General features: G+C 27.3%; 10 protein-coding genes and 1 tRNA gene. 1 reads left to right on the top strand and 10 read right to left on the bottom strand.

Features of this window, described 5'->3' with window-relative positions:
- Window positions 1-524 precede the first annotated feature (524 nt).
- On the bottom strand, window positions 525-2,081 hold the full coding sequence (locus tag AC4FRL_RS11475) for an AbgT family transporter (RefSeq protein WP_491140379.1): 1,557 nt from the start codon (window positions 2,079-2,081) through the stop codon (window positions 525-527).
- A gap of 381 nt (window positions 2,082-2,462) precedes the next feature.
- On the opposite strand from AC4FRL_RS11475, the gene cls reads away from it, so the two are divergent.
- On the top strand, window positions 2,463-3,905 hold the full coding sequence (gene cls, locus AC4FRL_RS11470; RefSeq protein ID WP_491140381.1) for a cardiolipin synthase: 1,443 nt from the start codon (window positions 2,463-2,465) through the stop codon (window positions 3,903-3,905).
- Window positions 3,906-3,971: 66 nt separating this feature from the next.
- On the opposite strand, the gene AC4FRL_RS11465 is transcribed toward cls, so the two are convergent.
- The 9 genes from AC4FRL_RS11465 to AC4FRL_RS11425 form a co-directional block, all read right to left on the bottom strand.
- Window positions 3,972-4,415, bottom strand: a complete 444-nt coding sequence (locus tag AC4FRL_RS11465) for a VanZ family protein (protein WP_491140378.1) — start codon at window positions 4,413-4,415, stop codon at window positions 3,972-3,974.
- Between the two features lie 62 nt (window positions 4,416-4,477).
- Window positions 4,478-5,584 (bottom strand): glucose-1-phosphate adenylyltransferase subunit GlgD, encoded by a 1,107-nt coding sequence (glgD, locus tag AC4FRL_RS11460; protein WP_491140377.1) that lies wholly within the window; start codon window positions 5,582-5,584, stop codon window positions 4,478-4,480.
- A gap of 28 nt (window positions 5,585-5,612) precedes the next feature.
- Complete coding sequence (locus AC4FRL_RS11455) at window positions 5,613-6,779, bottom strand: glucose-1-phosphate adenylyltransferase (RefSeq protein WP_491140376.1); 1,167 nt, start codon at window positions 6,777-6,779, stop codon at window positions 5,613-5,615.
- A gap of 222 nt (window positions 6,780-7,001) precedes the next feature.
- Complete coding sequence (locus AC4FRL_RS11450) at window positions 7,002-7,445, bottom strand: hypothetical protein (protein WP_491140375.1); 444 nt, start codon at window positions 7,443-7,445, stop codon at window positions 7,002-7,004.
- 118 nt (window positions 7,446-7,563) lie between these two features.
- Window positions 7,564-9,999: a glycogen/starch/alpha-glucan phosphorylase gene (locus AC4FRL_RS11445; RefSeq protein ID WP_491140374.1), complete on the bottom strand. Its 2,436-nt coding sequence runs from the start codon at window positions 9,997-9,999 to the stop codon at window positions 7,564-7,566.
- Between the two features lie 29 nt (window positions 10,000-10,028).
- Window positions 10,029-11,459: a glycogen synthase GlgA gene (gene glgA / locus AC4FRL_RS11440; RefSeq protein WP_491140380.1), complete on the bottom strand. Its 1,431-nt coding sequence runs from the start codon at window positions 11,457-11,459 to the stop codon at window positions 10,029-10,031.
- Window positions 11,460-11,689: 230 nt separating this feature from the next.
- Window positions 11,690-11,830 (bottom strand): hypothetical protein, encoded by a 141-nt coding sequence (locus AC4FRL_RS11435; protein ID WP_491140373.1) that lies wholly within the window; start codon window positions 11,828-11,830, stop codon window positions 11,690-11,692.
- Window positions 11,831-11,937: 107 nt separating this feature from the next.
- The gene (locus tag AC4FRL_RS11430) at window positions 11,938-13,278 is read right to left on the bottom strand and encodes an APC family permease (RefSeq protein ID WP_491140372.1); all 1,341 of its coding nucleotides are present in this window, start codon (window positions 13,276-13,278) and stop codon (window positions 11,938-11,940) included.
- Between the two features lie 539 nt (window positions 13,279-13,817).
- Window positions 13,818-13,893 (bottom strand) — tRNA-Ala (locus tag AC4FRL_RS11425).
- Window positions 13,894-13,940 lie beyond the last annotated feature (47 nt).

Raw genomic sequence — 13,940 nt, 5'->3', positions numbered from 1 at the left:
AGCGTTCATCCTGAGCCAGGATCAAACTCTCAATTTAAAAGTTTAATCTATACTCATATTACTTATAAAAGAATTGCTGGTTTATGTTAATATCTTCTGTTTAATTTTCAAAGACCATTTCTTCGTCGCCCTCAAGCGACTTTCTTAGTTTAACATCACTTTGAAACTTTGTCAACAACTTTTTTTCAAAACTTTTAATTTATTTTGTTAAGTTGTTTGCGCATCTCTTAGCGACGAGATTTATCTTACCATGTTACTAAATATAATTTATAATATTTTTTATTATTTATCATATTTATTTTTAAAATACTATAAAATTCATCAAATTACTATGTTTTTCTTATGATGATACACCAGGTTTTGTTTTCTTTATTTTAATTGAATTAAATTACATCTATTACATTTTAATAAAATAAATTTATTTAAATTAATATCTATTTTATAAAAAAACCATAGAAGGGCTAAATATTTATCCCTTCTATGTTTTTTTATTTTATATTAAAATCATATATTATTATCTATATTTATATAATTATTCCCGCTCCTGGTCCTAAAGGTAACTTAAATACATACCAAATCATTAATAAAATTGTCCACCCTATCAATAATGATACTGAATAAGGAACCATTGTAGATATCATTGTACCCATACCAGCTTTTTTATCATACTTTTCACTAAATGAAACAATTAATGCAAAATAAGTCATAAGAGGAGATATTATATTTGTTGTAGAGTCTCCTATTCTATAAGCCATTTGTGTCATCTCTGGACTTATACTAACACCCATAAGCATAGGAACAAATATAGGTGCCATTATAGCCCATTTCGCTGAGGCTGAACCCATAAATAAATTTATAAAAGCTGTTACAAGTATAAATCCTACTAATAAAGGTATTCCTTGAATTCCTGTTGCCTTTAAAAACTCTGCTCCTTTAACAGCAATTACAGTTCCTAAATTTGTTTTTCCAAAATATGCAACGAATTGAGCTGCAAAAAATACTAAGACTATATATGAACCCATTGTAGACATGGTTTTACTCATTTCACCTATTATATCTTTATCATTTTTTATCTTACCTGCACCAATTCCATATCCAACTCCTGCTAATAAGAATATAAAAGCAATAGATACAACTATAGAGTTCATAAAAGGTGAACTTAAAATTTCGCCTGTCTCTGGATTTCTTAAAATTCCATTAGGAGGTACAACTAATATCCCTATTATTATAATACCAACTAAAGCAAATAGTCCTGCAAATTTTAATCCTCTCTTTTCTTTTTTATCAAGAGGTTTCATTGCATCTTCATCACCTTCAATAAGTTCTCCCTTGTATTTTCCTAATCTAGGTTCAACTATTTTTTCTGTAACTAATGTACCTATTATAGTTATTACAAAAGTTGAAGCCATTATAAAGTACCAGTTTCCTACTGGTGATGCTGTATATGAAGGATTAAACATTCTCGCTCCTTCTGTTGTCATTCCTGCTAATAAAGCATCTACAGGACCTGGGAAAAGATTTGCACTAAATCCACCTGAAACCCCTGCAAAAGCAGCTGCTATCCCAGCTAATGGATGTCTTCCACAGCTCATAAATATTACAGCTCCTAAAGGAACAAGAACAACATATCCAGCATCAGAAGCTATACTTGACATAACGCCTGCAAAAACAACAACCATAGTTACTAAGCTTTTTGGTGTCTTTAAAACTAATCTTCTTAAAGCTGTTCCTATAAGTCCAGTTCCCTCTGCTACTCCAACACCTAACATAGCAACTAAAACAGTTCCTAGTGCAGCAAAGCTTGTAAAATTACTTATTAAAGATTCAAATATATATCTTATCCCATCTGCTGTTAGCAAACTTTGAACAGATACTGTAATTTCTTTAATTTCTTTTGTTGCATTATCTATTCCTTCATAAGTAACTGAAACACCTTTAGATGCTAAAAAATGAGATAAGATTATAACTGCTAAACAAAGTATTACGAAGATAGTAGCTGGATGAGGGAGTTTATTTCCTACCTTTTCTATAAACCCTAATATTCCACTACTTTTTTTACTAGCCCCTTTTGTAGCCTTCAAATTTAATATACCCCCTTTTAATGATTATTGATTTTGCCCCAACAACAATCATCAAAATTTATTATTATTTTAATTTATTATATCATTTTTTGATAATATTTCAATATAATTACTTTTTTATAACAAAATGTTAATAATTAAGCTTATTTTCTGATAGTTTTCTCACTTTATTTCATTAAAGAAATTTTATTGTTTTTAATAAACCTCCCTATTTGACTGTATTTTTATTGATAATATTATTTTATGCTTCATAATTAATATAGTTTAATACTTTATTTTTTTATTTTTATAATATATTTTTTATAAACTGTTTAGAATTGGTAGTTATTGAAATAATTAATGTTAAAATAATATTTAGTACTATATTTATAGGGAGGGATTATTATAAACTATACAACCACCTTTTTATATATAGCATTTATAATAAATGTAATCTTATCTATAATTATTGTTGTTTTAGAAAGAAAACAACCTGAAAAAACAATAGCATGGCTATTAATACTAACACTTCTACCTCCTATTGGATTAATTTTATATATTTTTTTAGGGCGTAATTGGAAAAGAAATAAATTAAATGACAGAATAGACCCTAAAATAAAAGATTTAATAAGTCCAATTTTAGATGAATATCCTGAAAAACAGTATGTATCTTTAATGGAGCTATTAGCTTTTAATAGCGATTCACCAATTTTTATAAATAATGATATAAAAATTTATAAAGATGGAGTAGATAAATTTAAAGATTTAAAAGAAGAATTACTTAAAGCAAAACATCATATACACTTAGAGTACTATATAGTAAATAGCGACGAAATAGGAAATGAAATAAAGGATATATTAATACAAAAATCCTTAGAAGGTGTTAAGGTGAGATTTATTATTGATAAAGTTGGTTCAAGTAGCTTAAAAAGAACATATATTAAGGAATTAAAAAATGCTGGAGTATCTGTAGTTATGTATTCTTACTTTTTAGCCCCTCTTCTAAAGATAATAAATACCCAGATAAATTATAGAAACCACAGAAAAATAGTTGTAATAGACGGACAAGTAGGCTTTCTAGGAGGTATTAACATAGGAGATGAATACCTTGGAAAGAATAAAAAATTCGGATATTGGAGAGATACTCATTTAAGAATAAAAGGAGATTTTGTGTTAGCTCTCCAAGCTGTATTTCTAGATGATTTCATAACTATAGAAAAAGCTAATAATAGCTATACCTTTTATGATAAAGAATTTTATAGATATTTTCCTGAAAACACTAATGTTCATAAAAAAGTGCTTATGCAGTTAGTTAAAAGTGGTCCTGACTCTACCTTTCCTGCTATAATACAAAGCATATTAAAAATGATAATGAATGCAAGAGAAAATATATATATAACAACTCCTTATTTTGTTCCTCCTTCAAGTTTAATAGAGGCACTTAAAATTGCCTCTTTAAGTGGAGTTGATGTTAAAATTATTTTTCCTGAAAAATCAGACCATATAATGGTGAATAAAGCTTCTAGAAGTTATCTTTCTGAACTTATGGATTGTGGTATTGAAGTTTATCTTTATGATAAAAATTCTTTTATCCACTCTAAAACAATGACAATAGATGGTAAGATATGCACCTTAGGTACTGCTAATATGGATATAAGAAGTTTTGAACTTAACTATGAAATAAATACAGTTATATATGATAAAGATATAACAAATAATATAGATTCTTTATTTTTTGAAGACTTGTTAAAATGTAGACACTTTAAAATTGAAGAGTATGAAACCTCAAATAAGTTTAATAAATTTGTAGAAGGCTTTGCTAGAATTTTTTCTGCTCTTTTATAAAAAAAGCTTACTAATTACTAAAATAAAGACTTTAGTAATATGTAAGCTTTTAATTTATAGAATATACTATCTTCTACTAAAAAATTTATTTTTTAAAAATGTTAGTAATAATCCAAAGGCACCACCAGAAGTATCTATAAGAACATCTTTAAATTGTCCACTTCTTCCCTCTACAAATAACTGATGAAACTCATCACTACAGGCATAAACAAATACTATAACTAAAGCATAGAAGTATGCTTTTTTCTTATTTATATATAACCTTAAAAGATTATAAGCTAAGAAATAAAGTATCATATATTCTGTAAAGTGTGCCCCTTTTCTTATGATATAAGTGGACATTTCTCCAAAACTACTATTTAAATCTATTCCAAGCATACTAAATAAATTAACTACAAACCCACTTTGTTTAGAAGAAACCTCTCCAACTTGATTTGACATAAAAAATATAAACGCCATCCATAGTATCATCAAAATCCATGCAATTATTTTTTTTCTTTTATTATCCATATTATCTCCTTTTTTACTTTTGTATAACTTAAATTTAAATGATACTATGATTTATTTCAAGTTTATATTACATTAGGTTTACTTAAAACCATAGGACAATAATCAAGTCCTACAATCTTTTCTGTATCTCTTATTACAGCAGCTTTATCTGTTATTATTTTATCTAAATAAGCACATTCTCCTATAATAGTTTCCTGCATTATAATACAATTTTTTATAATAGATTCAGGTCCTACATAAACCCTTCTTCCAATTATACAGTTTTCAACTTCCCCTTCAATATAAGAGCCATTTGCTATAATAGAGTTAGTTACCTTACTATTTCTAGTATAATGCGTTGGTCCTTCATCTCTAGATTTTGTATATATAGGGTCATTATCTATAAATAATTCTTTATAAATCTCTTCATTTAATAAATCCATGTTAGCCTTGTAATATGATTTTAAGGAATTTACGCAACTTAAATACCCTTTAAATTCAAATCCTTTAACTCTCATATTATCTAAAGAAGCACTTAAATAACTTTTAAATTTCCTGTGAGAACCTAATCTTATACACTCATATATTATTTCTATAAGTAAGTCTGTTCTTAATATATACATTTCCATACTTATATTACTCTTTTCTTCTCTTCCTAAATTCTTACCTATACTTTTTATAAAGCCATTTTCATCAAAATTTAAAACATCACAATCAATAAAATTAGCTTCTGCATCACTAACACTTTTATATATTATGGTAACATCATTATCCTCTTCTTTATGATATTTTAATGCCTCCTTTAAATCCATATTACAAATCATATATGAAGGAGCCATAAGCACATACTCTCTTCTACTTTTAGTTAGAAAATCTAAATTTTCATAAAGATTAGTTATATCATCATAATAGGGATCTCTTTCTCCAAAGTTAAAAACTCTTAATCCGTCTCTTTTTCTGTGTAAATCCCATGGTCTTCCATTAGTTAAATGGTCAACTAATGAACGTGATTTATTTTTACTTAAAATTCCTAAAGATTCTATTCCAGCATTAGTCATATTAGATAATATAAAGTCAATAACTCTATATCTACCTGCTATTGGAACTGCTGCTAAAGGTCTATTTTTTGCTAACTCTCCAATTTTACTTTCATTTTCATCAAGATTTATTATGCCTATACAGTTATTCATTAAACTACTCCCCCTAAAATCAAAAATACTATCTTACCATAGAAACCTCTTCTATTATTTCTTTATTTTTTATTAAAACTTCTTTAGAGGCTATAACTGCAATTTTATCTCCATCTCCAATCTTACACCCTTTTCCTACCATAGCCTCACTTCCTATAATTGCTTTTTCTATTGAAACTCCATCTTCTATTTTTGTATTTGGCATTATAACCGCATCTTTAATAACTGCATTTTTTCCTACATAAACTCCTTGAAATAAAACTGAATTTTCTACCTTTCCATGAACTATACAACCTTCTACCATTAAAGATGATTTTATCTCTGCATCTTTTCCTATAAATTGAGCAGGTCTTACTGGGTTTGCTGAATATATTCTCCACTCACTATCATAAAGACTTAATTCATCTTCATATTTTAATAAATCCATATTAGCTTCCCAAAGACTTTCTATAGTTCCAACATCCTTCCAGTAACCTTTAAAAGGATATGCTATAAGCCTCTTACCTGCATTTAACATTTTAGGAATTATGTTTTTCCCAAAGTCATTGCTTGAACTTTTATCTAACTCATCCTCTTCTAAAAATTTCTTTAAAACTTTCCAGTTGAAAATATATATTCCCATTGAAGCATTTGTACTCTTTGGATTTTTTGGTTTTTCTTCAAATTCATATATTGAAAAATCTTCTCTTGTATTCATTATTCCAAATCTACTAGCTTCATTAAGAGGAACATTTATTACAGCTATAGTAGCATCTGCTTTTTTCTCCTTATGCATATTTAACATTTTATCGTAATCCATTTTATAAATATGGTCTCCTGATAAAATAAGAACATATTCTGGATTATATCTTTCTATAAATTCAATATTTTGATAAATTGCATTAGCAGTTCCTTTATACCAATCTCCACCTTTTTCTTTTTGATAAGGAGGTAATATGCTAACCCCTCCATCTCTTCTATCTAAGTCCCAAGTATCACCAATACCTATATGCTCATTTAACTCTAAAGGCTTATACTGTGTTAAAACACCTACAGTATAAATACCTGAATTAGAACAATTGCTTAGAGGAAAATCTATTATTCTATACTTTCCCCCAAAAGGAACTGCTGGTTTGGCTAAATTCTTAGTTAATACTCCTAACCTTGAACCTTGCCCTCCTGCTAATATCATTGCAACTATTTCTTTTTTCGCCACAAGCCACTCCCCCATTTTATACCTTTTATTACATTAATTGGATATTTAAATTATAACATAAATTTTATTGAACTTTATAGTTTATTTAAATTAATTTACAACAAGTTTAATCTTATAATAAAATTATTTTAAATCTCTTTAATAATTTTAATTTAAATTTTTATATAAATAAAAAAAATAAAGAGTACTACCCTTAATAAGCTAGTACTCTAAAAACTTAATTTACTTATTATCTGCTAAAAACTGATTTATATATGCAATTGATTGTTCTATTAATATTTGACCATTTCCTAAACTTTCTATTTCTCTCTCAAGATTATTCATTCTCTGCTCAAGTCTATATACAATTTCCTTTACATCATTTAAAATTTTACCTTCGTAAGAAATCTGATTTCCATCAGCATCTATAAAAATTTTTTCTGGCGGATTTCCACAAAAAGTACACTTTGCATATATATTATTATTATCTGCATCCTTAAAAACCTTAAATGTATCCTTATTACAATTTGAACAATTTGATAAATTTAAAACTGAGCTATTTTCAATCTCATAATCATATTCACTACCACACTCTTTACATATAACCTTCATTACACCATCATTGTTGTCTATATAAAAAGTATTTCCATTACACCCCTCTTTTTGGCATACTATTGTTCTTATCATATTATCCACCTCCATATATTGGATTAATATGATTTTTTATCTTATAAAATACCTATGATTAGTTAAAATTTTATAACTTTAATAGATAAATACTAAATAATTATTATAAAATTCTATATTAAAGATTTTTGTAAATAACTTTAGAACCCCATATACCTGTAGCATATTCACTTATAGTCCTGTCTGATGAAAAAATACCAGAGTGTGCTATATTTATTCCACATTTTCTATGCCACTCCTTATTAGTTCTATAAAGTCTATCTACCTCTTCTTGGGCTTTTAAATATGAATCAAAATCTTTTAAAACAAAAAACTCATCATTATAGGTTAATAAGTTGTCATAAAGACTTCTAAACTTTTCCTTATCCTTAGAATAAAAACCATTAATTAAATCATCAGTAACCCTAATTAATCTATTATCCTTATTCCGCACATCCCAAGCAGAATATCCTCCCCTTAGATAATAATCAAGAACTTCATTTTCTGTTAACCCAAAAATTATTATATTATCCTTTCCAACTTCATCCTTTATTTCTATATTAGCTCCATCTAGAGTAGCTATAGTAAGTGCTCCATTCATCATAAATTTCATATTTGATGTACCTGAAGCCTCCTTAGTAGTTGTTGAAATCTGCTCACTTAAATCTGTAGCTGGAATTATTTTTTCTGCAAGAGAAACCCTATAATTTTCTAAGAAAACAACTTTAATTTTATCATTTACCCTCTTGTCATTATTTATTTTATTTGCAACTGAATTTATTAATTCAATGGTATTCTTTGCTAAATAATATGCCGGTGCTGCCTTTCCTGCAAATATAAATGTTCTAGGCACTATTTCTAAATTAGGATTTTCTATTAATCTATTATAAAGTTCCATTATTCTTAAACAATTTAAAGTTTGTCTTTTATAAGCATGTATTCTTTTAACTTGAACATCAAAAATTGAATTTGGATTAACCTTAATACCATTACTTTGAAGTATAACCTTTGATAAATTTTCTTTATTTTTTCTTTTTATCTCTTCTAGTCTTTCTAAAACATAAGAATTATCTACATACTTTTCAAAATTCTCCATATCTGTTGGATGCTTAATAAAACTTTCACCTATAGTTTCTTTTAAAAGATTAGTAAGCTCAGGGTTACTCTTTAATAACCATCTTCTATGTGCTATTCCATTTGTTTTATTATTAAATTTACTTGGGTAAAGATAATAAAAATCACTCATTTCTTTTTTCTTAAGTATTTCTGTGTGTAATTTTGCAACACCATTTACACTATGACTTCCAACTATAGCAAGGTTAGCCATTCTAACAAAACCATCACCTATTATAGCCATTTTAGAAATCTTATCCCATTGTCCAATATATTTATTCCAAAGTTCAGCACAATATCTTTCATTCATTTCATTAACTATCATATATATTCTAGGAAGTAGTTCTTTAAACATATTTATTGGCCATTTCTCTAAAGCCTCTGCTAAAATAGTATGATTTGTATAAGATATTGTATTTGTAGTTATTCTCATAGCACTTTCCCAAGAAAGCCCTTCTTCATCTAACAAAATTCTCATAAGCTCGGGGATTGCTAAAGTTGGATGAGTATCATTTATATGAATTGCTACATATTCATCAAATTCTTTTATTTTCCCACCATTTTTCTTATAATGTCTAACTATACTTTGAAGACCAGCAGATACAAAAAAGTATTGTTGCTTAAGTCTTAAAAGCTTTCCTTCATACATTGAATCATCTGGATACAAAACCTGTGATATTGCTTCAACAGAATTTCTATACTCTATAGCTTTTAAATATTGACCTCTGTTAAAGTAAGAAAAATCAAACTCATTATCTACAGGCTCAGCACTCCATAGTCTTAAATTATTTACAACATTATTTTCATATCCAACAACAGGAGTATCATAAGGAACAGCTAAAATAGGTTCGTAGTTTACATGAGTAAAGCTTAGTCTTCCATTAACCTTCTCACATCTAATATCTCCACCAAATTTAACTATTTCAGCCTTATCAATTTTTTTAACTTCCCAAACATTTCCGTTTTTAAGCCAACTATCTGGTGTTTCAACTTGAGAACCATCAATTATTTTTTGATTAAAAAATCCATACTTATATCTTATACCACATCCATGACCAGCTATATTTAGAGAAGCCATTGAGTCTAAAAAACAAGCTGCTAGTCTACCTAATCCACCATTTCCTAAACCTTGGTCGCTTTCAAATTCTTCTAACTCATCTAAGTCAATATTTAATTCACTTAAAGCCTCTCTGCATATTTCTCTTATGCCTAGATTTAATAAGGCATCACCTAAAAGTCTTCCTAATAAAAACTCCATAGAAAAATAGTAAACCTGCTTTTGTTTTGACTTCTCATACTTCTTTTTTGTATTTACTAAATCTTCTGCAATGTAATCTCTAACTAAGGATCCAAGAGCTTCGTACTTATGAAAGCTTTTACCTTCTTCAAGTTCAATACCATGAAGTTCTAAAAACTTTTTCTTATAATCTCTCTTAAAATTTTCCTTATTTATAGATAGCATTTACTCGCCTCCTACAAATATTATTAAAATTAACTTAAAAGCTCCTTATATAAAATCTCATATTTCTTTGCAGATTTATTCCAACTATTATCAGAATTCATACAATTAACAATAAGATTTTCCCAAGCTTCCTTATCTTTAAATGTTTCTAAGGCTTCTTCTATAGAATTCATAAGACAATTATGGTTATAGTCTACAAAAGTAAAACCATTGCCCTTTTTATTATATTTATCATAGTGAATAATTGTGTCTTTTAATCCACCTGTTTCTCTAACTATTGGAATAGCACCGTATCTTAAAGCTATAAGTTGCCCAAGTCCACAAGGCTCAAATAAAGAAGGCATTAAAAACATGTCAGAAGATGCGTATATTCTATGAGATAATGCATTATCAAATTTTATATTAACTGACACTTTATTTTTATATAACTCCTGTAACCCCTTAAAATGATTTTCATAATTAAAATCTCCAGTTCCCAATATAACTAATTGAACATCTCTTTGAAGAAGTCTATTTGCTATGTTTACTATTAAATCACATCCTTTTTGATTAGTAAGTCTAGACACTATACTTATCATAGGAACATCTTTATTTAATGGTAAACCTAACTCTTTCTGAAGTGCTAATTTATTTACTTTTTTATCTTCTATGTTTTTTAAAGAATAATTTTTATATATGAATGAATCCTTCTCTGGATTAAATTCATCATAATCTATTCCATTTACTATTCCTTTAAGGGCGTAATTTCTTTCCCTTAATAGCCCATCTAAATTTTCTCCATAACTTGGACTTTGTATCTCCTTAGCATAAGTTTCACTTACAGTTAAAACTCTATCACTATAGTTTATTGCGCCCTTCATGAAACTAATTCCACCATAAAATTCTAGACTTCCATTTCTAAAAGGTTCATAATCATATCCAAAAAAATCAGGTAAACATTCCTTTTGAAAATTTCCTTGGAATAAAAGATTATGAATTGAGGTTATAGTTTTTATTTTGCTATAAAAATCCTCTTTAGAATATTCTAACTTATGAAGTACAGGAATCATTCCAGTATGCCAATCATTACAATGTATTATATCAGGACACCAATTAACTTCTTTTAGAGTATCTAAAATCGCTCTATCAAAGAAAGCGAATCTCTCCCCGTCATCAAATTCACCATATATGTTATCTCTATGGAAATAATACTCATTATCTAACAAATAATATATAACTCCGTCAAATTCACATTCATATATTCCACAATATTGTTTTCTCCATCCTACAGATACCATAAACCATTTAATAAAATTAAGCTTTTCTAAAAGTTCTTTTTTTATAGAACTATACTTAGGAAGAATTACCCTAACATCTAATCCATTTTTTTTAAGTTCCTTAGGTAAAGCACCCATTACATCTCCTAACCCGCCAGTTTTTATAAATGGATTCGCCTCTGAGGCTGCAAATAAAACTTTTATCAAATTAATTCCCTCCAAAACATCTAATATAATAAAATTTATCTTTACAAGCAAATAAATATTTAATACTTCTTTATAAAAGAGATTTTAATAAATATAATAATATATTAAATGTATTTTTTTACCAAAACAATATTTAAAAAGTTCTAATCATTATAATTTTTTTATTGAATATAAAAAAATAAAAGCCATGAAAGAAAAATTCTTTCATAGCTTTTAATATAAAAACTTTAATTTAAATTCTTAATTTCTTCTTCTATTTTTTTAATAAGATTATCAATCTCTTTTGTATCTTTATTGGCTAAAATGAAATTTCTTTTTTTAAGTTTTAAGTTAACTAATTCATCTTCTAACTCTTCTACTTTTGCCATCCCAATACACTCCCCACAAAATTTTCTCTACCATAAATTATATAACCCAAATTTTAAAACTTATATTTATTATATAATAAAATTTATAATATTACATAACAAAATTGTTAATTCTCAAAATTCATTTTATGAAAGTGTTTTTTTATACTCATATATCCGTAAATAGGAACTCCAAGTAATATTAATATAAATCCATACATTACTACCTCAGCTCCTGATGCATATATTGCCCAAATAGCAAAAGCAAAACCAATTAAACATCTAACTATTAAACCTAAGTATTTCTTTAAAGTAGCTTTTTTATCATCTCTTATTACAAGAATAATTTCAGCTATAGTAGAAATAGCATATATAGGTAAATAACTTAAAGTTGCTAATACAACTATGAAATTGTAAGCTCCTGATAATCCTTTTGTAAAGTTCATTAAAAAGATAATATTTATAAATATACTACCTATAATTAATGCTGCATGAGGTGTATTATATTTTGGATGTACCTTTGAAAAAACTTTAGGGAAAATTCCATCTTCTCCCGCTGCATATCCAACCCTAGCAGTTGATAATAACCATCCCATAGCAGTACCTAAAATACTTATAGCTATAGCAATATTTAAAATATTTAAGCTTTTTAAATTTAATACTTTAACTATTATATCTGAAATTGGTGCAGAGCTTGCAGCTAATTCACTTTGACTCATAGCTCCCATAGCTACAACACTTATTAATATGTATAATACTGTACTAATTAGCATTCCAAATATTGTACTTCTCTTTACGTTCTTTTCTGGATTTTTTATTTCTCCACCTGCTACAGAAGCAGTTTCTAATCCCATAAATGCCCATAGAGTTAAGGAAGCTGCTATTGGAACAGTAGAAATTCCTTTTCCTGCTGGAAACATTGGTGTTAAATTAGAAGGATCGAAATAAATTAATCCAACAACTATAAAGAATACAAATAATAAAATTTTAAAAACAGTTATAGTAGAAGCTACTGTTCCTGCTAACTTTGTTCCTCTTATATTTATATATGTACAAATCCATAAAAGTGCAGTACAGAATAAAAATCCTATTATAGGCGAATTAGTTAAACTAGTAATAACTTGCCCTAAATATGTAGTAATAACTATAAATATAGTTGCATTACCAATCCATGAACCATTCCAATATAGCCATGCAGTCATGAATCCCATGAAATTTCCATAAGCTAATCTGGAATACTCATATGTTCCTCCTGTCTTTGGAATTTTTGAACCTAAGTTAGCAAAAGTTAATGCTAATACTAAGGAACCTAATCCTGTTAACAACCATGCAATTATAGTTGCTCCTGGTCCTGATACTCCAGCTAAACTAGATGGAAGCATAAATATACCAGAACCCATCATGTTTCCAACAACTAAAGCAGTTGCAGTAAACAATCCTATTTCCTTTTTTAATTTAGGTTTTCCCATTTTTAATCCTCCTAAAAGCAAATAAATCCAAAACAATAATTTCACTATATAAATATTAGTTTTTACTATTTAATTAATTTTATATAGCTTACAACCCCAATTAAAAATTTAAACCCTTTCATATTAAAAAATCCTAATAAAATAATTCTATAACTTTAAATCATTAAAGTTATAGAATTATTTTAATAAGTATAACTTAAAGAATTAAATAAAATACTAATTTTTACTAAATATTTAACCACTTTATTTTATACTTATAACTAGCCCTTAGAGTTTTTTTTAATATAAAACTTATAACAATAATCAAAATTTAACCATCATACATAATTATAAATAAAAACATAATTATTTTCTATAAAATATAAATATTTATACTTCATTTTTTGTAAAAATACTTTAAACTGAAGTTTACACATATTTATTAGTAAAAAATTTCAAATTATTTTCTTTTAAATATTAAATTTATTAAGTAATAAATTTACCATTAAAGAAATAAAATAAAAAATAAAAAAAGCTATGAACAAAGTTCATAGCTTTAATGGTGGAGGTAAGGAGATTCGAACTCCTGACCCCCTGCGTGCAAGGCAGGTGCTCTCCCAACTGAGCTATACCCCCAAAAATGGTGGACCTTCAGGGACTCGAACCCCGGACCTACCGGTTAT

Source organism: Clostridium sp. TJA032 (genome assembly GCF_058310275.1).
The sequence above is the reverse complement of the archived record's forward strand: the minus strand, read 5'-3'. Positions and strand labels throughout refer to the sequence as shown.